This window comes from Frigoribacterium sp. Leaf263 (genome assembly GCF_001422285.1).
Classification (GTDB): Bacteria; Actinomycetota; Actinomycetes; order Actinomycetales; family Microbacteriaceae; genus Frigoribacterium.
This window is the reverse complement of sequence record NZ_LMMO01000007.1, coordinates 22,226-40,259: the sequence shown is the minus strand read 5'-3', so window position 1 is coordinate 40,259 and position 18,034 is coordinate 22,226. Positions and strand designations below refer to the sequence as shown.

General features: G+C 73.3%; 17 protein-coding genes. 9 read left to right on the top strand and 8 right to left on the bottom strand.

Annotation, left to right across the window (positions count from 1 at the left end; genetic code table 11):
- Window positions 1-243 precede the first annotated feature (243 nt).
- Entirely contained in the window at window positions 244-1,041 is a 798-nt protein-coding gene (locus tag ASF17_RS14400) for an alpha/beta fold hydrolase (RefSeq protein WP_055801711.1), read from the bottom strand.
- 295 nt (window positions 1,042-1,336) lie between these two features.
- Here ASF17_RS14400 and ASF17_RS14395 point away from each other — a divergent pair, with 295 nt between their 5' ends.
- Together ASF17_RS14395 and ASF17_RS14390 are read left to right on the top strand one after the other, a co-directional pair.
- The gene (locus ASF17_RS14395) at window positions 1,337-2,047 is read left to right on the top strand and encodes an NAD(P)H-hydrate epimerase (RefSeq protein ID WP_055801707.1); all 711 of its coding nucleotides are present in this window, start codon (window positions 1,337-1,339) and stop codon (window positions 2,045-2,047) included.
- Between the two features lie 984 nt (window positions 2,048-3,031).
- Window positions 3,032-3,841, top strand: coding sequence for a hypothetical protein (locus ASF17_RS14390; protein WP_156357459.1), 810 nt, complete (start codon window positions 3,032-3,034; stop codon window positions 3,839-3,841).
- Between the two features lie 167 nt (window positions 3,842-4,008).
- Here the strand turns inward: ASF17_RS14390 and ASF17_RS14385 are convergent, their stop codons facing one another.
- The 3 genes from ASF17_RS14385 to ASF17_RS14375 all read right to left on the bottom strand — a co-directional run bounded on the left by ASF17_RS14385 (window position 4,009) and on the right by ASF17_RS14375 (window position 7,442).
- Window positions 4,009-5,484 carry an MDR family MFS transporter gene (locus ASF17_RS14385; RefSeq protein ID WP_055801701.1) on the bottom strand — a complete coding sequence of 492 codons (1,476 nt, stop codon included), beginning with the start codon at window positions 5,482-5,484 and terminating at the stop codon, window positions 4,009-4,011.
- A gap of 135 nt (window positions 5,485-5,619) precedes the next feature.
- Entirely contained in the window at window positions 5,620-6,495 is an 876-nt protein-coding gene (locus ASF17_RS14380; protein WP_055801698.1) for an ABC transporter permease subunit, read from the bottom strand.
- On the bottom strand, window positions 6,492-7,442 hold the full coding sequence (locus ASF17_RS14375) for an ABC transporter ATP-binding protein (protein WP_055801694.1): 951 nt from the start codon (window positions 7,440-7,442) through the stop codon (window positions 6,492-6,494). The genes ASF17_RS14380 and ASF17_RS14375 overlap by 4 nt, the downstream gene beginning before the upstream one ends.
- 179 nt (window positions 7,443-7,621) lie before the next feature.
- On the opposite strand from ASF17_RS14375, the gene ASF17_RS14370 reads away from it, so the two are divergent.
- Both ASF17_RS14370 and ASF17_RS14365 read left to right on the top strand, forming a co-directional pair.
- Entirely contained in the window at window positions 7,622-8,299 is a 678-nt protein-coding gene (locus tag ASF17_RS14370) for a DedA family protein (RefSeq protein WP_055801691.1), read from the top strand.
- Between the two features lie 88 nt (window positions 8,300-8,387).
- The gene (locus tag ASF17_RS14365) at window positions 8,388-9,038 is read left to right on the top strand and encodes a histidine phosphatase family protein (protein WP_055801687.1); all 651 of its coding nucleotides are present in this window, start codon (window positions 8,388-8,390) and stop codon (window positions 9,036-9,038) included.
- A 139-nt stretch (window positions 9,039-9,177) separates the two neighbouring features.
- On the opposite strand, the gene ASF17_RS14360 is transcribed toward ASF17_RS14365, so the two are convergent.
- A complete protein-coding gene (locus ASF17_RS14360; protein ID WP_055801682.1) occupies window positions 9,178-10,431 on the bottom strand; it encodes an FAD-binding protein in 1,254 nt (417 codons plus the stop codon).
- Between the two features lie 54 nt (window positions 10,432-10,485).
- Here ASF17_RS14360 and ASF17_RS14355 point away from each other — a divergent pair, with 54 nt between their 5' ends.
- From ASF17_RS14355 to ASF17_RS14340, 4 genes are all read left to right on the top strand, one after another.
- Window positions 10,486-10,995, top strand: a complete 510-nt coding sequence (locus tag ASF17_RS14355) for a MarR family winged helix-turn-helix transcriptional regulator (protein ID WP_055801679.1) — start codon at window positions 10,486-10,488, stop codon at window positions 10,993-10,995.
- A 183-nt stretch (window positions 10,996-11,178) separates the two neighbouring features.
- Window positions 11,179-12,588 carry a M23 family metallopeptidase gene (locus ASF17_RS14350; RefSeq protein ID WP_055801676.1) on the top strand — a complete coding sequence of 470 codons (1,410 nt, stop codon included), beginning with the start codon at window positions 11,179-11,181 and terminating at the stop codon, window positions 12,586-12,588.
- 56 nt (window positions 12,589-12,644) lie between these two features.
- A complete protein-coding gene (locus ASF17_RS14345; RefSeq protein WP_055801673.1) occupies window positions 12,645-13,172 on the top strand; it encodes a GNAT family N-acetyltransferase in 528 nt (175 codons plus the stop codon).
- A gap of 96 nt (window positions 13,173-13,268) precedes the next feature.
- Window positions 13,269-13,628 (top strand): hypothetical protein, encoded by a 360-nt coding sequence (locus tag ASF17_RS14340; RefSeq protein ID WP_055801784.1) that lies wholly within the window; start codon window positions 13,269-13,271, stop codon window positions 13,626-13,628.
- A gap of 44 nt (window positions 13,629-13,672) precedes the next feature.
- Here the strand turns inward: ASF17_RS14340 and ASF17_RS14335 are convergent, their stop codons facing one another.
- From ASF17_RS14335 to ASF17_RS14325, 3 genes are all read right to left on the bottom strand, one after another.
- The gene (locus tag ASF17_RS14335; protein ID WP_156357458.1) at window positions 13,673-14,527 is read right to left on the bottom strand and encodes a hypothetical protein; all 855 of its coding nucleotides are present in this window, start codon (window positions 14,525-14,527) and stop codon (window positions 13,673-13,675) included.
- Window positions 14,528-14,605: 78 nt separating this feature from the next.
- The gene (locus tag ASF17_RS14330) at window positions 14,606-15,268 is read right to left on the bottom strand and encodes a PadR family transcriptional regulator (RefSeq protein WP_082475423.1); all 663 of its coding nucleotides are present in this window, start codon (window positions 15,266-15,268) and stop codon (window positions 14,606-14,608) included.
- 173 nt (window positions 15,269-15,441) lie between these two features.
- Window positions 15,442-16,344, bottom strand: coding sequence for an HpcH/HpaI aldolase/citrate lyase family protein (locus tag ASF17_RS14325; protein ID WP_055801667.1), 903 nt, complete (start codon window positions 16,342-16,344; stop codon window positions 15,442-15,444).
- Between the two features lie 171 nt (window positions 16,345-16,515).
- On the opposite strand from ASF17_RS14325, the gene ASF17_RS14320 reads away from it, so the two are divergent.
- On the top strand, window positions 16,516-18,021 hold the full coding sequence (locus tag ASF17_RS14320) for a hypothetical protein (RefSeq protein ID WP_055801664.1): 1,506 nt from the start codon (window positions 16,516-16,518) through the stop codon (window positions 18,019-18,021).
- Window positions 18,022-18,034 lie beyond the last annotated feature (13 nt).

Here is an 18,034-nt window from a genome sequence, read left to right as displayed (position 1 = left end):
GGGCCTTCCCGGTCGGACGCCCTGCGTCTCCTCGGTCCGCTCGGGCCGGGGCTCGCGTGCGGGCCTTCCCGGTCGGACGCCCTGCGTCTCCTCGGTCTGCTCGGGCCGGGGCTCGAGCGCGCTGGCATCCCTGGTCCGTCGACCCGCGCCTCCTCGGCTCGTTCGAGCCGGAGCTCGAGCGCGCGGGCCCTCCCGGCCGGCCGCCCTGCGTCTCCTCGGTCCGCACGGGCCGGCGCGGCGCCCTCAGGCGTCGACGGTCTCGAGGAACGTGCGGAGCAGGTCCGTCACCTGATCGACGGGCAGCAGCGACGACGCGTGGTCCTGGCCGACGAGCGAGTAGAAGACGGCGGCGGGCATGCGGCGCGCGGCCTCCTGAGATTCGCGGTGCCGGTCGACGTCGCGCGTGCCGGCGAGCAGCAGGGTCGGGACGGTCACCGAGTCGAGCTGGTCGACGGTGAGGCCGCCCCCGGTCTCGGCCGCGGTGAAGAAGGCGGCGAGCGCCTCCGGATCGTCGTGCATGAAGGCGAGACGGGTCTCCGGGTCGATCGGGCGGCCGATCGTCTCGCCCCACCGCTCGACGAAGCGGGCCATGCCACCCGTCGTCAGCGCCTCGTGCCAGTCGGGCGCGAAGGTCGCGCCGATGTTGCCGTTCATCGGAGCCCAGCTGCCCCCGACGGTCGTCAAGGTACGGAGCAGACCCGGGGTGTGCGCGGCGATCGAGAGTCCGATGCGCGCCCCGAACGAGTAGCCGACGTAGTGAGCCGGGGCCAGCCCCGTCGCCTCGAGAACGGCCTCGATGTCGCCGCGGTGCAGGTCCATGCTGTACGAATCGGCGTCGTGCGGCTTGCCGCTCTTGCCGTGGCCGCGCATGTCGAGCGCCACGACCGTGAAGTCGCGCTGCAGGTCCCGGAGGTACCCGAGCCCGCGCCAGGTGCCGCGCGAGAGACCCGAGCCGTGCACGAGCACGAGCGGCGGGCCGTCACCGCCCACCTCGTAGGCGATCTCGGTTCCGTCGACGGGGTTGTTCGCCTGAGCACGCATCCCCTCAGTCTGGCAGCGGCCGGCGGGGGCGGGCGCCGCCTGGCCCGGTGGGTGGTGGTGGCGGGTGCCGCCCGGCCCGCAGTGGGTGCAGGGGGCGGGGGCGGGTGCGGTGCAGCCCGGGGTAGGTGGCGGGTGGCGGGTGGCCGGTGGTGCGTGGTGGGTACCAGCCAGCGGGCCACAGCGCAGAGCGGCGGATGGCCTTCGGTGGGCGGAGGGTGGTGGACTCCGAGGGTGGGGGCCGTCCTCCGCGCCGTGAGATGAGCGGCGCGGTGCCGCCCCGGCGCAGAGTGGAGTCATGACAGACGCCTGGACCGCCGCTCAGATCCGCGCCGCCGAGAAGCCGCTCCTCGACGCCGGTGAGCCGCTCATGCAGCGGGCCGCCGCAGGGCTCGCGGAGGTCGTGCGGGACCTGCTCCGCGCCTCCTCGGCCTCCCGGGGGAGTGCTGGCCGGGTGCTGCTGCTCGTCGGCAGCGGCGACAACGGCGGTGACACCCTCTACGCGGGCGCGGCGCTCGCCCGGGACCTGGTGCCGTCGGGTGGCGCCGTGACCATCGTGCCCACCGGCTCGCGCCTGCACGAGGTGGCACTCGCCGCAGCGCTCGCCGCAGGAGCGACCCTCGACGGACCGGGGCCCTGGACCGACCCCGCCACCGCGCCGGGCCTGGTCGGCGGGTACGACGTGGTGCTCGACGGGATGGTCGGCATCGGCGCGAGCGGCGGACTGCGAGGCGACGCGGGGCGCATCGTCGAGGCGCTCGGACGCGTCGACGCCCTGGTGGTCGCCGTCGACATCCCCAGCGGCCTGCACCCCGACGTCGGGACGGCCGAGCTGGTGCTCCCGGCGGACGTGACCGTCACATTCGGCGGCCGCAAGACCGGGCTGCTGCGGGGGAGCGGCCCCGACCTCGCCGGGCGCGTGGTGCTGATCGACATCGGCCTGGCCCTCGGCGACCCTCACCTCTCCACCCTCGACGCCTCCGGCGACCCCCGCTCCTCCGCGCCCTAACCCCCCGGCGACCCTCGCGCGTCGAAGCTCGCTCTTCGACTCCCTAACCCCTCGGCGACCCCCTCCTCCACGCCCGGGTCCTCGACGACCGTCAGCCCCGAGCCCTCGACGACCTCCCCACCCCAGCTCCTCGTCTCGACCGGTCGGCAACTCCTGCCTGCGGCTGCGCAGATGGGCGTCTGCGGGCGTGGCGTCGCCGGTTTGCAGCACCTGGCAGGAGTTAGCCGCGCCCGCGCCCGCCGCCCGCCGCCCGCCGCCCGCCGCCCGCCGCCCGCCGTGCGCCGTGCGCCGTGCGCCGTGCGCCGTGCGCCGTGCGCCGTGCGCCGCGCGCCCTCGCCGCCCCGGAGGCGGCCGCCGCTCAGCCCGACGGTCAGTACCCTCACCAGCCTCCGTCTCCGCTACCCCCGACCTCCACTGACAACGCCCCACCGTCCCCACACACCCCCACCAACCGGCACCCCCAACGTCCGCCCCCAACGCCCCCCAACGTCCCCCCACGTCCGCCCCCAACGTCCCCCCACGTCCGCCCCCAACGTCCCCCCCATGTCCGCACACTCCCGCCGTCCGCACGTCCCCACACGCCCCTCCGTGACGGTCGGCAACTCCTGGCGGCGGGGGCCCCGGCACCTGCGGCAGTCGGGTGAGGAGCACTCCGACTGCACGCCGCAGGAGTTGCCGACGGAGAGGCCGATCGTCCTCCGTGACGTGCTGACCTCCGAGGAGATCCTCCACAGCGGGTCTTGCGACCGGTGCCTCCACAGTGCCGAGATCGGCGCGCGCGGGTGCGTCGTGTCATCGGCACGATCTGTCGGCATGACCACGATCGCTGAACTCGTCTCGTCCGCCGGCGGCCTGCTGCATAAGCACGATCTCGTGGCGCACGGAGCGACCGACCGGCACCTCACGGCGGCAGTCCGCTCGAGAAGCGTCACGAGGCCGCGTCGAGGGTGGTACTCGACTTGGGACAGGGACGACCCCCGGTACGTGGCCGTCAGTATCGGAGGGCGTCTCACCGGGGCCGCGGCCCTCGGTCAGCTGGGGGCCTGGTCGTGGACGCGGCCGACGGTCACGGTCTCCGTGCCCGAGACCGCCTCTCGGCTGCGACGACGCCGCGGTGTGAGAGTGGTCTGGGACCGGGTGGAGCTCAGCGAGCGGGGGACGACCTGGTCGGTGGATCCTCGGGATGCGCTCGCTCTGGCCGTCGTCGAGGCGCGAACGCTGGAGGACGCCGTGATACTCGTCGACTGGGCCCGGCAGTCTGGTCTCCTCCACGACGATGACGACGCGGTCGAGGTGCTCTCGCGCCGACGCGCCGACGCGGCGGGCCTCGTGGCCTGGAGCGACGGAGGCGCGGAGAGCATCCTCGAGAGCGCGGCGGGAACCCGCCTGCGGCGCGCGGGTCACGTCGTTCAGCGTCAGGTGCCTGTCGGACGCACGCGAAAGATCATCGACATGGTCGTCGACGGCATCGTGGGGTTCGAGACCGACGGGCGTGAGCATCACCAGATGCGGTTCGACGAAGACCGCCTCAAGGACGCGGCGATCGCACGCTCAGGTCACGTGCCGTTCCGGGCGGGCACGAGGATGGTGCGCGACACATGGGGGCCGACGGCTGCCGCGATCGACGCGCTGATCGGCCTGGCGGGCGGGCCGAGGCGCGTGTCCGCCGGTAACTCCTGCCTGCCGCGAGTCCTCGGGCCGCGGGGCCGCAGACACTGGCGCCTCGCCGTTCCGAGGGTCAGCAGGACGCAGGAGTTGCCGACCGGGCGAACCAGGGGAGAGGCGGCCGGCTGAGAGCGCGGGGCAGGGTGCGGGTGCCGGGTGGCCAGGGGGGTGGTCCGGGGCCGGGCCGGGCCCGGCGCGGGCCAGGCGCCGGCGCTGGCGCACCGGCGCGGACCAGGCGCCGGCGCGGGCCAGGTGCCGGCGCGGGTGCGGCGCCGGCGCGCCGGCGCGGGCTGGCGCTAGTGGGCGGACACGGGCGCGGCGCCCTCGGTCACCGGCGGTCGGCGGACGAAGAACGCTCCGACGACCGCGAACACCGAGATGATCGCACCCACCAGGAACGCCGCGCGCACGCCGGCGCCGGTCGCGGCCACGTCCACCACGTCGCCCCGAGCTGCGGCGGTCGTGGCGAGCGTCATGACCGTGATGAAGACGGCTGTGCCCGCCGCGCCCGCCAGCTGCTGCACCGTTCCGACGATGGCGCTGCCGTGCGAGTAGAGGTTCGACGGCAGCGAGCCGAGGCCCGAGGTGAACAGCGGGGTGAACATGAGGGCGAGGCCGATGCTCAGCGCCACGTGGGCTCCGAGGATCATCGGGATGGGCGTCGCCTCCGACACGGTCGACATGAACCAGAGCACGGCGCTGACGAGGATCGTCCCGGGCACGAGCAGCACGGTCGGGCCGTGCTTGTCGAAGAGGCGTCCGACGACGGGCGAGAGCAGGCCCTGCACGAGACCGCCGGGCAGCAGCAGCAGGCCGGTCGCCAGCGGGTCGAGACCGTGGACGTTCTGCAGGTAGATCGGCAGGACGATGAGCGTGCCGAAGAGGGCGATCATGCCGATGCCGAGGACGGTCGCCGAGATCGTGAACGTGCGCGACGAGAAGGTGCGGAGGTCGAGCAGTGCGCGGTCCCGACGCTGCAGCGAACGCTGACGCAGCACGAAGACGACGAGCGCGACGGCGCCCACGGCGAGCGGCACCCACGCCGGCACGGCCGCCTCGGCGCCCTCGCCGATCGAGCTCAGTCCGAACACGATGCCGCCGAACGCGAAGGCCGACAGGATCACCGACAGCACGTCGAGCGGCACCTTCTTCGGTGTGGTCACGTTCTTGACGCGGGCCGCTCCGAGCGCCAGCGCCGCCAGGGCGATGGGCAGGACGAGGATGAACATGAAGCGCCACTCGAGCACGCTGAGGATGACGCCCGAGATGGTCGGCCCGATCGCGGGGGCGACCGAGATGACGATCGAGATGTTGCCCATCGTGCGTCCGCGGGTGGCCGGCGGCACGAGGGTGAGGACCGTCGTCATGAGCAGCGGCATCATGATGGCCGTGCCCGACGCCTGGACGACCCGGCCGAGCAGCAGCACGCCGAAGCCCGGCGCGATGGCCGAGATGGCCGTGCCGAGGCTGAACAGGCTCATGGCCGTGATGAACACGGGTCGGGTGTTGAACCGCTGCAGCAGGAACCCGGTGATCGGGATCACGACGGCCATCGTCAGCATGAAGCCGGTGGTCAGCCACTGGCCGGCGGTGACGGTGATGCCGAGGTCGCGGGTCAGGCTCGGGAGGGCCACGCCCATGATCGTCTCGTTGAGGATGACGACGAACGCCGAGACGAGCAGCAGGCCGATGACGAGCTTGTTGCGCGCCGCCGTCCCGTCGTCGTCGGAGACGTGCTCGGTGGTCGTCGTCGGGGATGTCGCGCTGGTCAAATGGGGCTCCTCGAGGGTGACGGCTGGGTGTGCCTGGTGACCGAACGCACGAGACGGTCCGGTTCTTCCCGATCCGTGGGGATCGGTCGAGCCGGACCGTCGGTCGTCACGCCGAGGAGGCGCGGTGCGGGTGGATCACACGTCGCGACGCTTGACGAGGGCGAGCCCCGCCCCGAAGAGCACGACGACCCAGCCGACGAGAACGAGCAGAGCCTGCCAGGCCTCGAGGCGGATGGCCCCGTCGATCGCGGGCCCGGTGAGCATTGAGGCGCCGTCGACGACGTACTCGTAGAGACGCGAGGCCGCGGTCGGCGGGATGAACTCGTACACCGAGTACACCCAGGTGCCGGCGACGAGGCCCATGGCGATCGAGAAGAGGATCGGCACGACGAACACGAGGCCGATCGCGGCGGCGATGGCGCCGGTGCTGTTGCGGATGATCATGCCCAGACCGAACGAGATCATGGCCATGAAGGCCACCGACGCCGCGGCGCCGAGCATCGAGAGCCAGTAGCGGCCGTCGCCGAGATCGAGTTCTATGTCGACGCCGCGCAGCAGCGGGACCGCCAGCAGCGACGTGATGCCGAGGCTCACGGCCGAGACCACGAAGGTGCCGAGGGCGACGAGGATCAGCTTGGCGACGAGGGCCGGCGTACGGCGGGGCACGGCCGTGAAGGTCGAGCGGATCATGCCCGTGCCGAACTCGCCGGTGATGATCAGGGCGCCGAGGACGGCGGCGACGAGCTGGGCGAAGGCGACGCCGATGGTGGTGACCGAGGCCGCGAGCGACTGGTCCTGCTCGGGCGTCGACTGCATGCCCTCGAAGCCGGAGGCGACGCTGCTGAAGAGGGCGCCGAAGCCGATGATGAGCACCGCGATGATCGCGAAGCACCACACGGTCGAGCGGAGGCTGCGCAGCTTGATCCACTCGGAGCGCAGCACGCCGCCGAAGGTGACGCCGCTGCCGGTGGTGCGCGAGCGGGTGGAACGGGTGGGAGCGGTGGTGCTCATCGCTGGGCCCCTTCGGTGGTGACGGGCGCGTCGGTGGTGGGCGCGCCTCCTGCGTGGTAGTCGACGGAGTCCTGCGTCAGGGTCATGTAGGCGTCTTCGAGCGAGCGGACGAGCGGGGTCAGCTCGTGCAGCACGATGCCCGATGCCGCGGCGAGCTCCCCGACCCGCGCGGCGCTGACGCCGCGGAGCTCGACGAGTCCGGGCTCGAGCGCCGTGGCGGTCGCGGACCCGGGGCCGACCAGCGCGACGAGGTCGTCGGCGCGCGGGCTGCGGACGCGCACGGCGTCGCCCGAGGCCTGGGCGATGACGTCGCTGACGGGCGAGTCGGCGAGCACACGACCCCGACCGAGCACGATCAGGTGGTCGGCGGTCTGCGCCATCTCGCTCATGAGGTGCGACGAGAGGAACACGGTGCGACCCTCGCTCGCCAGGTGGCGGGCCAGCGTGCGCACCCAGACGACGCCCTCGGGGTCGAGGCCGTTGACGGGCTCGTCGAGGATGACGGTCGCGGGGTCTCCGAGCAGGGCCGCGGCGATGCCGAGACGCTGCCCCATGCCGAGCGAGAATCCGCCGACGCGCTTCTTGGCCACCGATTCGAGACCGGTGAGGGCGATGACCTCCTTGACGCGCGACCTGCCGATGCCGTGCGTGGCGGCCATGGCGAGCAGGTGGTCGGCGGCCGACCGGCCGCGGTGCACGGCCTTCGCGTCGAGCAGCACGCCCACCTCGCGCAGGGGCGCGGCGTGATCGGCGTAGCGACGGCCGTTGACCGTGACGGTGCCCGCGGTGGGCCGGTCGAGACCGACGATCATGCGCATCGTGGTCGATTTGCCGGCGCCGTTCGGCCCGAGGAACCCGGTCACGAGACCGGGGCGGACGGTGAACGAGACGTGGTCGAGGGCGACCTTGGCGCCGTACCTCTTGGTCAAGCCCTGGGCTTCGATCATCGGTGGGGTGTCTCCTCGTGGCTGTGGGGGCCGCCAGCGGCGGCCTCGTCCCGACGTCAGCCTAGGAGCCTGTCCCTCACGGGCGGTATCCCTCCGTCGGACGAGATCGAGGGCGCCGACCTCGTCCCGCGGGAGGAGGAGGCGCGGTGTCTGCGAGCCGCGGACGCTACAGTCCTCCGGTGACCACCGCCTCCCTCCTCGCCACCGCCCTGCCCGCCGCGTCGGGCGGATTCCTGCTCTTCGACCCGGAGTCGCTGCTGCCCGCCCTCGGGCCGTGGGCCCTGGCCGGGATCTCGATCATGATCTTCATCGAGTCGGGCGTGCTGTTCCCGTTCCTTCCCGGCGACTCGCTGCTGTTCACCGCGGGGCTGCTGCACGAGGCCCTGGGGCTCCAGGTCTGGACGATCGCCCTCTGCGCCTTCGTGGCGGCGTTCCTCGGCGACCAGGTCGGGTACCTGCTGGGCAACCGGTTCGGTCGACGGTGGTTCCGACCCGACGCGCGCGTCCTCAAGACCGCGCACCTCGAGAAGGCCGAGGCGTTCTTCGCCCGGTACGGCGGGGTCTCGCTGATCCTCGGTCGCTTCGTGCCGATCGTCCGCACCTACGTGCCCCTGGCCGCCGGCACGGCCGGGTACCGGTACCCGAGGTTCCTGCTCTTCAACGTCGTGGGTGCGTTCCTCTGGGCCGTCGGCATGGTGGTGCTCGGCTCGCTGCTCGGCGGGATCCCTCTCATCCGCGACCACGTCGACGTGTGGGCGATCGTGCTCGTGCTGCTCTCGGTGACGCCGGTGCTCATCACCGGGCTGCGCAGCATCCTCCGCGGCCGCCGCGCGCGTGCCGCCGCCGAGCGCCCCTGAACCCGAGCGCCGCTGAACCCGAGCGCCCCTGAACCCGAGCGCCCCCGCCCGCAGGTCTCGTGTCGGAGGTCCCCTCTAGGGTTGACCCATGCGTCTCCTGCTCATCCGACACGGCCAGACCCCCGACAACGTCGCCGGTCGACTCGGCACCGAGGCGCCCGGCCCCGGCCTGACCGAGCTCGGTCGGGCGCAGGCCTCGGCCGTGCCCGGTGCGCTCGTCGGCGAAGACATCGGGGCGCTCTTCGTCAGCTCGCTCCGTCGCACCCACGAGACCGTCGCGCCGCTCGCGTCGGCCCTGTCGCTCGACCCGGTCGAGGTCGCGGGGTTCCGCGAGGTGATCGCCGGCGATCTCGAGGCGCGCAGCGACCCCGAGGCCGTGTCGACCTACATGGGCACGGTCGTGTCGTGGGTGACGGGCGAGCTGGACCGTCGACTGCCCGGCGGCGAAGACGGTCACGAGTTCTTCACGCGCTTCGACGAGGCCGTGGCGCAGGTGGTGGCGAGCGGGCACGAGACCGTCGCCGTCGTCAGCCACGGTGCCGCCATCCGCGGGTGGTGCGGGGCCCGGGCGGTCGGCTCGGCGCTCTTCGTCAAAGAGCACCCGCTCGAGAACACCGGCGTCGTCACGCTCGAGGGCGACCCCGAGTCGGGCTGGCGGCTGCTCTCGTGGGAGGGGCGCCCCGTCGGCGGACCCGAGCTCGACGACGACGACCTCGACCCCACGGGTGAGGCCTTCTAGCACTCGAGCGAGCTGGCACGACCGGCAGAGGGTGCGACCGGCTCGGTGACACGACCGGTCGGTGACACGACCGGCTCGGTGACACGACCGGTCGGTGACACGACCGGGCCGGTGCGCGACCGAGACCGGAGCCCGCCCGTCAGCGAGCCGCGGCCAGGAGGCGCTCGAGGAACGGTCCGACGAACTTCCCACCCGGGTCGACCTCGCCGACCAGGTCCGCGAACGAGCCGAACCGCGGATACCGGGCGACGACGACCTCGGGTGCGAGCGAGCTGAGCTTGCCCCAGTGGGGCCGCGATCCGAACGGACGGAGCACCTCCTCGACCCTCTCCACCAGGCCGGCCACCTCGGCGGGGTGCTTCCTCCAGGTGAACGCGATCGCCAGGCTGTCGACGGGAGTCGGGCTCAGCCAGGCGTCGTCGCCCGCGACCGCCCGGGTCTCGCAGGTGTGCAGGTGCGGCCTGAGGTCCGCGCCCAGAGCCCGCAGCGCGTGCAGTGCCGCGGCGCCGTCGTCGAGCGCGACGAAGTGCTCGCTCTGCAGCTCGGACCCGTGCGAGGGCGTCGCGTCGAGCCGGAAGTGCGGCAGCCGGTCGAGCCACGGCCCGACGCTGCCGTCCATCGGCGTGTGCGAGTCGCCCGTCACCTCGGTGTGCTCGTCGACGGGAGCCCGGGAGGCGCCCAGCAGCTCATCGGGGACGTCCACGTCGTCCGCGCCCTCGGCGACGCGGGACTTGACCAGCACCTCGCGCACCGAGTCGTCGAACTCGTGGAACAGCGAGACGCTCGTCCCGGCCGACAGCACGTCGACCAGGTGAGCGTCGACGCTCGACCACGGCAGCGCGACGTAGGTGTCCTGCCGCATGCGGTAGGTCGGCTCGACGTCGAGCGTCACGCGCACCACGACGCCGAGGGCCCCGAGGCTGACGACGCTCCCTCCGAATCCGGCCTCGCCGCGGCGGATCGTCCGGATCGTCCCGTCCGACCCGACCACCTCGAGGGCGGCGACCGACGCGGACAGGCTCTGCAATCGGACCCCCGAGCCGTGCGTGCCGGTCGCGACGGCCCCGCCCACCGAGATGTGGGGCAGCGAGCCCATGTTCGCCAGGGCCAGGCGCTCGGCCTCGAGGGCTCGGGCGACGGCTCCGTAGGTCGAGCCCGAGCCGACGGTCGCCGTCCGGCGGTCGGCCGCGACGACGAGGTCCAGGGGGAGCGCCTCGGTCGAGAGGTGGACGCCGAGACCGTCCGCCACGTCGCTGAACGAGTGGCGGGTGCCGAGGGCGCGGATGCGCGCGGTGCCGGCCACCGCCTCCTGCAGGTCTGCGACGGATCGCGGGACGACGACGTCCGTGGTCGAGTACATCAGGGTGCCCGACCAGTTCCGCGTCATCGTCATGTCGGCAGTCTGCTCGGTCGATCGGCGACGCGCTCGTGCGCTTAGGCTCGGAGGGTGGCTGACCCCGTACCGACCGGCATCGACGACGTCTACGCCGAGCTCGAGCTGGTCTCGCGGCGGGCCGTCGCGCGGGCCCGTCGACGGAGCTCGCCGCTGACCTTCGTCGAGCACTCCCTGCTCGACGTCATCGCCGCCGAACCCGGTCGCCGGGCGATCGATCTGGCGGCCGAGTTCTCGTTGAACCGGTCCACCGTCTCGCGGCAGCTCGCGCACCTCGTCGAGCTCGGAGCCATCGAGACCGATGACGGGCCGGACTCCCGACGCGGGCTGGCCCTGTCGGTCACGCCGGTCGGGCGGGCCATGCTCGCCCGCTCCGTCGACGCCAATCGCGCGGCGCTCGCCGACCGGCTCGCCGGGTGGGACGACTCGGAGGTCGCGACGCTGGCGAGCTCCCTCGCGCGGCTGAACTCGGCGTACCGCGACGACCCCGCCGAGGTGCGCCGCGGCACGACCGGCGAGGCCGCGGGCGGCCGCGTCGGGGGACAGAACGGCGAACGCGTGTGACTCATGTGACTGGAGTCGACACACGAGACACCCCAAGTGGGGACATCCGGCTGAGGGGGAACCTTGAACTCAGGGTTTACCCTTCGGGGGTTCCGCACCTAGGCTGAGCGGGTTCCCCGGTTCTCGCCTGGTCGATTCTCGACCGCGCGACCCGGCGTCGACTTCGAGATTGGTTCCGCCTCCGTGACTTCCCCCGCGACCGCCGCCCGCTTCCGGAGCCTGCCCGCGACGGTCCTCACGGTCCTCCTCGCCCTGGCATTCGTCATCTCGGGCACGATCATCGGGGCGTCGCCGGCTCGAGCGGTGACCTACCCCAGCTGGGACGACGTCCGCGCCGCCGTGGCGAACGAGAACACGAAGGCCGCGCAGATCGACGAGCTCCAATCGCTGCTCGCGCAGCTGCAGAGCGACGCTGCGAACGCGCAGTCCGAGGCCGAGGCCAAGGGCGCCGCGTTCGAAGAGGCGCAGAGCGCAGCCGACGAGGCCGCCTCGAAGCTCGCCGAGCTGCAGAAGCAGGTCGACGAGCAGAACAAGGTGGCCGACGAGAGCGAGCAGCGTGCGGGTCAGGTCGCGGCCCAGCTCGCCCGCACGGGCGGCGGCGACGTCTCGACGCAGCTCGCGGGCGACTCCGCCGGGGCCGGCGACCTCCTCTACCGCCTCGGCGCCATGAGCAAGATCACCGAGCAGGCCGACGGCATCCGTCAGCAGGCCGTCACCGATCGCAACGTCGCCTCGTCTCTCGGAGACCAGGCGGCCGTCGCCGAGGAGGCGCTGGCCGGCCTCCGTGACGACGCCGAGGACTCCATGCAGGAGGCGCAGGCCGCGTCGGACGCCGCCCTCGCCGCGGTCACCGCGCAGCAGGAGAACGAAGCCACCCTGCAGGCTCAGCTCGCCGTGCTGCAGGACACCACGGCCAAGACCCAGCAGGACTACGAGGCCGGCGTCGAGGCCGAGCGTCAGCGTCTCGCGGCCGAGAAGAAGGCCCGCGAAGAGGAGGCCGCACGACAGGCGGCCGAGCTTCAGCGCCAGCAGGAGCAGGCGGCCGCCGCAGCCGCCGAGGCCGCGCGGGTCGCGGCCGCTGCCGCCGCCGCGCGTCCGAGCACGCCCAGCGCGCCGCGCCCCGCAGCTCCCGCCCCCACCCCGGCGCGACCCTCCACCCCGGCACCCTCGGCCGGCGGCGGCGGCGCCTGGGTCCGTCCGAGCGGCGGCTACATGTCGAGCCCCTACGGCTACCGCATCAACCCGGTGACGGGCATCTACCGTCTGCACGACGGGGTCGACCTCGCCCCCGGCTGCTCGACCCCGATCTACGCGGCGTCGTCGGGCACCGTCAGCTACGCGGGCTACTACGGCGGCTACGGCAACTACGTGCGCATCAGCCACGGCGGCGGGGTGAGCACCGCCTACGGCCACATCGTCAACGGCGGCATCCGCGTCGCCAACGGCCAGTCGGTCGTCGCAGGCCAGCTGATCGCCCTCGTCGGGTCGACCGGCAACTCGACCGGCTGCCACCTGCACTTCGAGACGCGCATCAACGGCGGGTCGACCGACCCGGTGCCGTTCATGTCGGCCCGCGGCGTCAGCCTGCGCTGACCGCCCGCCGGGCCCGTGGGCACCGAGGGAGGCGCGAGACGAGGCAGAATCGTCTGGTGACCGATTCGCCCCGCACCGAGACCACCCCCCTCCCTCCTCTCCACGTCGAGCACGTCGAGTACGACGACCCCCGCGCCCGTGAGATGCGCGCCCGGATGGACGCCGAGATGACGGCCGTGTACTCCGTCGGCCGCGACCCCGACGAGCCGGCCGAGAAGGCCGCCGCACGCGACGCCGCGCTGACGGTCCACCCCGAGAACGTGCGCGCGACCGTGCTCGTCGTCGACTCCGAGGGTGCGGCGGTCGGGCACGCGGTGCTCTACGACCGCGCCGGCGAGTGGGAGGTCAAGCGCGTGATGGTCGACGGCACGCGCCGCGGCCGCGGCATCGGGCGGCTCATCATGGTCGAGCTCGAGGCGATCGGGCGCGCCGGCGGGGCCCGTCGTCTCATCCTGCAGACCGGCGACCGTCAGCCCGACGCCGTCGCCCTGTACGAGAAGGTCGGCTGGACGCCGATCCCCGTCTACGAGCCCTATGTCACGACCATCCCGCAGTCGATCTGCTTCGAGCGCGTGCTCGACTGACGACGGTGCCGCCGACGGCGATGCCGACGGTGCCGCCGACGGCGATGCCGGGCGAGCGGTGCGGGATCGGCCTCGGCTTCGCTTAAGGTGGGTGCCGTGATCACGCGACGAGACGCCGCCCTGCAACTCGACATCCCGCTCGAGATGGCCAAGCGGCACGGCATCCCCGTCCGCCTGACGGTCGACGAGCTCGTGGAGCTCGAGAAGTCGCCGCCGGCCTGGCTCGTGCAGTCGCGGGCCAACCGCACCGGTAAGCCGGTCTGGGTCGATCTGGCGTGCGTCGTCTGCGGTTTCCACGAGGCCGCCCGGCCCAAGAAGTGGTGGCCCGACTACACGTGGCTCAGCTGCGACGACCACGGCGTCGACGAGCTGCCCGAGCCGCAGCCGGGTCTCGCCCGACGCGAGGTGGCGGGCGTCGGCAGCCGGTTCGTCGCGATCGTCGACGAGCGGCCCTAGCCGACGCTCACCCCGCCGTCCGGCCGGGCCCGGGGCGGGCGGACTCAGCCCGAGTACGTCACCGACACCGGTGCATCGAGCCCTGCGAGCAGGTGCACGTAGGCCTGCCGCACGTCGTCGGCCAGCAGCTGCCGGTGGATGTGCTGGTCGTGCCAGTGTCGCAGGTCGTCGGGGGAGACGTCGTCGACGTGGTCGGCGACGAGGTAGCTGAAGGCGTAGGCCTCGCCGGCCTCGTCGAGGGTCCGGCGGAAGCCGAGGCGTTCGCCGGTCGCGGCGTCGACGAAGACCTCCCAGCCCGGGTCGGCACCGTCGGGCAGCGCGACGTCGACGCGGGAGTGCGCGGACCCCGCATCGGGCACCGAGACCCGCGTGCCGAGCACGGCCCAGGCGAGCGGGCCGTCGGCGACCCCGGCAGGAGGCGCGCTCTCGTCGACCCCGGAGGCCACGTCGGTCACGGCCCGGTCGACCGCCGCGTCGACGGCCCCGTCGAGCAGCTGCAGCCGGGTCGCGGCTCCCCGCAGCCAGGCCTCGAGGGCGGCGCGCTCGTCACCCGAGAACGGCTCGTCGTCGAACGAGTGCACCGTGAAGTCGGCGGCGGCGACCGACCACTCCCAGTCGAGCAGCACCCGGGTGAGGGCGGCCGGCTGGGGGAGCACCGCGAGGGTGCCCCGCCGCAGACCGGGCGCCCAGTGCAGCTCGGGCTCGGGCAGCAGATGGCGCACGTCGTGGGCGGCCGAGGTCGACGACTCCGGGACGACGAAGCCGATTCGCACCTCGCGCCACGGGCTCGCGAGGCTCGGCGCGACGTCCTCGTCGCGTCGCACCGTGATCGCTCCCGACATGTCGTCGGGCAGGGGCGGGGTCGGCGCGGAGTCGGTCACGGCGCGAGATTCTGGCATGGCTCCTTGCGCATCGGCCGAGAGGGGCCCGCTGCCGAGCGACACCGACGCCGCGCGACCCGGGAGGCGCGGCGCCGGTCAGTCGGCCAGGATCGCGTAGAGGGCGCGGCGGGTCTCGTCGAGCTTGGCGGTGGCGGCGGCGCGCTGGGCCTCGCTGCCGTCGTGGTGGAACTGCTTCACCACGCCCATGAGCTTGAGCAGGCTCGTCTGGAACTCGCGGTCGGTGTCGCTGGCGTCGTCAGCGGTCGCCGCCCAGGCCTTCTCGATCTCGGCCTCGTTGTCGGCGACGTAGAGCCGGCCGGCGTCGGTGAGGCTGAAGACGCTCTTCGACGCGGTCTCGTCCGAGACGATGAGCTCCTCGTCGACGAGCTGCTGCAGCGTGGGGTAGACGGAGCCGGGGCTCGGCTTCCAGGCGCCGTCGGTGCGCTCGGCGATCGACTTGATCAGGCCGTAGCCGTTCGAGGGTGCGTCGGCCAGCAGCGACAGGATCGCCAGGCGCACGTCGCCGCGACGGGCGCGCCCTCGTCCGCCGCGACCCGGGCCGAAGCCGGGGCCGCCGGGTCCGAAGCCCGGGCCGCCGGGTCCGAAGCCCCCGAAGCCGCCGAAGCCTTGGCCGGGGCGGAAGCCGCGGCCGAAGGGCCGACCGAAGCGGCCGCGCCCGTCGGATTCGCCGTCGCGGGCGCTGGGGTGGTGGTGGCGACGAGGGTCGCCCTGGTCGTCGAAAGCGGTGTCGGTACCCATGAGGTATCCCCTTCACAAGAGTCTGATGTCGCGACGTCGTGTCGCGATGCGTCAAAGATATGTCGCTGACTATCGCTTGTCAATGATCGGGCGGGGACCGAGCGGGGGGCGGAGGAAAACGCGAAGGAGGCGCACCCGGGTCGGGTGCGCCTCCTCGGCTCTCGGATCGGCGGTCAGTTCGAGGGCAGCACGCCGAACGCCGAGGCCAGCTTCTCGATCTTCTGGGCACGACCCAGGCGGGGGAGATCGCTGCCGTCGCGGATGACACGACCGCGACCCTCGAAGTCGGCCAGGAAGTCCTGCGCCCAGGCGACGTCCGACGGGGTCGGGCTGATGACCTCGTTGATGACGGGGAGCTGCTCGACGTCGAGGCAGAGCTTGCCCGTCATCCCGAGGGCGACGGCCACGGACGACTGCTCGCGGAGCACGGGGTGGCTGCTGCCGACGGTCGGGCCGTCGATCGGCCCGGGCAGTCCGCCGATGCGGCTCGCGACGACGAGCCGCGAGCGGGGGTAGGCCATGGCCAGGTCGTCGGCGCTGGTGCCGGTGTCGCGGCGGTAGTCGCCGCTGCCGAACGCGAGACGGTAGGCGCCGCGGGCCTTCGCGATCGCGGGGCTCTCCTCGATGCCGAGTGCCGACTCGACGAGGGCGAGCACGGGGAGCGATCCGCCGAGGCGGTCGTACGTCTCGGTGACGTCCTCCGGGGCCTCGGTCTTCGCGAGCATGACGCCCTGCAGGCCGGGGAGGCCGAGCAGCGCGTCGACGTCGTCGGACCAGAATGCGGTCGAGTGGTCGTTGATGCGCACCCAGGCCCGGCCGCCGTCGCGGAGCCAGGCGACGACGTCCGCACGGGCCGCGGGCTTGCGGGCCGGGTCGACGGCGTCCTCGATGTCGAGCACGATCTGGTCGGCCCGCGACGCGGCGGCCCCGCTGAAGCGGTCGGGCGCCGTGCCCGGCACCAGGAGCCAGGAGCGGGCGATGTCGGGGTTGGGCCGGCGGCGTTCCGCGCGGTCGGTCGACCCGGTGGTCTGAGCGGGGATGGCCCCCGTCGGAGTGCTGTCGGCGGTGTCGGTCATGACGTCCTCGTCCTCGTTGTCGCTCGGCGGTCGGTCCCACGCTACCGGTCGCCCCGGATCGGGTCCTCCGGCCTTCGGGCGGGCCTCCCGCCCTCGGGGGCCCCCGAGGCGTACCGTTCAGGAGGATCACAGGGCCCGGACGACCGGGCTTCGACGCACGAGGAGCCACACATGACGGACGCACGCACGCCCGGGAGCGACCGCCCCGACCACGACCGACACCCCGACGACACGACTCCCCGCGAGTCCGCCATCGCCCCGGAGGACCGCCAGGACGGGTCCGACGCCTCGTTCGCCGACGAGCGCGCCGAGTCGACGTCGCCGTCGCCGTCGGCCGACGCTCCGGCCGTCGACTTCGGCGCGCCGGCCTTCCCGGCCGCTGCGCCCTCGGACGCCTCGGAGGCCGCCGCGCCCGTTCCCGCACACGACCCGTTCGTCGTGCCGGCGGCCCGCCCGGCCGACGAGCGCGGCGACGGCGTCGGCGCGGACTCCCGTGACGCCCGCGATCACGCTGACTCCCGCGACGCGGCCGGCGACGCCGACTCCCGCGACGCACGCGACGGCGAGACCGAGGTCATCGAGCCCGTGTCGGCCGCGAATGCGGACACGGACACGGACACGCACGCCGAGCAGCGCGACGCGGACCGCCGCGACGCCGACGCCGAGCAGCGCGACGCGGACGCCGACCGCCGTGACGCGGACGCCGCCTCCGCGGCCCCCGCCGTTCCCCCCATGGTCGCCCCGACGGCACCGCCCGCCCGCGCCTGGTCCGCGACCACCGGCGACGACGGTCAGCGCCGCACCCTCCACGACGACGACGCGCTCCGTGCCGCCGAGGCCTCGCGGGCCGGCGAGTCGTCTCGCGACGACGATCGCCGCTCCGACGACGACCGCCGCTCGGCCGGTGACGCGCCCACGGTCGTCGCGCCGGTCTCGTCCGACCCGACCCGCGCCTCCTCGGCTGCGGAGCACGGCTCGCGCGCGGACGACGCCCCCACGGTGGCCGCACCGACCGCCGGTTCGCCGTCGTACCCGGCACAGCCCGGCACGGGCTCGTACCCGCTCGTCGCCGACGGGGGCGTGAACCACGTCGCCGTCCGTCGGGACCTCCTGACGCAGCAGAAGGAGGAGTTCAGCGGCATCCGCTTCGGCGCCGGTCTGCTCGGCTGGTTCACCGCCACCGGCTTCGGCTTCGTCATCATGGCGATCTACGGCGCGATCGTCGGGGCCTGGATCGCGGCATCGTCCGACGGAGCCTCGAACGGACTCGTCGGCGTGCAGCGCTTCGCCGACGACAACGGCGGACTGCTCTCGATCATGACGGGCATCGTCGTGCTGATCGTCGTCTTCACTGGCTATCTCATCGGCGGCTTCACGGCGTCGCGCGTCGCCCGGTTCTCGGGCTTCAAGCAGGGTCTGGCGACGTGGATCTGGGGTGTCGTCGTCAGTCTCATCCTCCTCGTCGTCGGTTTCGTGGCCCTCGGCCTCGAGCTGCCCGACCTCGGCGCGGCCGACGCGTCCGCCGCCTCGGCGAACGGTTCGCCCAGCTCGATCGAGTCTCTGATCTTCGCCGGACTCGTCGTCGTGCTGAGCTTCGTCGGCGCCGTGCTGGGCGGTCTGCTCGGGCAGCGCTGGCACCGCAAGGTCGACCGGTTCATCCCGTCCGACCAGGTGTGATTAGCTCGAACCG

What these genes read in the sequence shown, in the direction of transcription:
- ASF17_RS14400 (WP_055801711.1), bottom strand. Translation starts at nt 1,041, where the DNA reads ATGCGTGCTCAGGCGAACAACCCCGTCGACGGAACCGAGATCGCCTAC.
- ASF17_RS14395 (WP_055801707.1), top strand. Translation starts at nt 1,337, where the DNA reads ATGACAGACGCCTGGACCGCCGCTCAGATCCGCGCCGCCGAGAAGCCG.
- ASF17_RS14380 (WP_055801698.1), bottom strand. Translation starts at nt 6,495, where the DNA reads ATGAGCACCACCGCTCCCACCCGTTCCACCCGCTCGCGCACCACCGGC.
- ASF17_RS14375 (WP_055801694.1), bottom strand. Translation starts at nt 7,442, where the DNA reads ATGATCGAAGCCCAGGGCTTGACCAAGAGGTACGGCGCCAAGGTCGCC.
- ASF17_RS14365 (WP_055801687.1), top strand. Translation starts at nt 8,388, where the DNA reads ATGCGTCTCCTGCTCATCCGACACGGCCAGACCCCCGACAACGTCGCC.
- ASF17_RS14360 (WP_055801682.1), bottom strand. Translation starts at nt 10,431, where the DNA reads ATGACGATGACGCGGAACTGGTCGGGCACCCTGATGTACTCGACCACG.
- ASF17_RS14335 (WP_156357458.1), bottom strand. Translation starts at nt 14,527, where the DNA reads ATGCCAGAATCTCGCGCCGTGACCGACTCCGCGCCGACCCCGCCCCTG.
- ASF17_RS14330 (WP_082475423.1), bottom strand. Translation starts at nt 15,268, where the DNA reads ATGGGTACCGACACCGCTTTCGACGACCAGGGCGACCCTCGTCGCCAC.
- ASF17_RS14325 (WP_055801667.1), bottom strand. Translation starts at nt 16,344, where the DNA reads ATGACCGACACCGCCGACAGCACTCCGACGGGGGCCATCCCCGCTCAG.
- ASF17_RS14320 (WP_055801664.1), top strand. Translation starts at nt 16,516, where the DNA reads ATGACGGACGCACGCACGCCCGGGAGCGACCGCCCCGACCACGACCGA.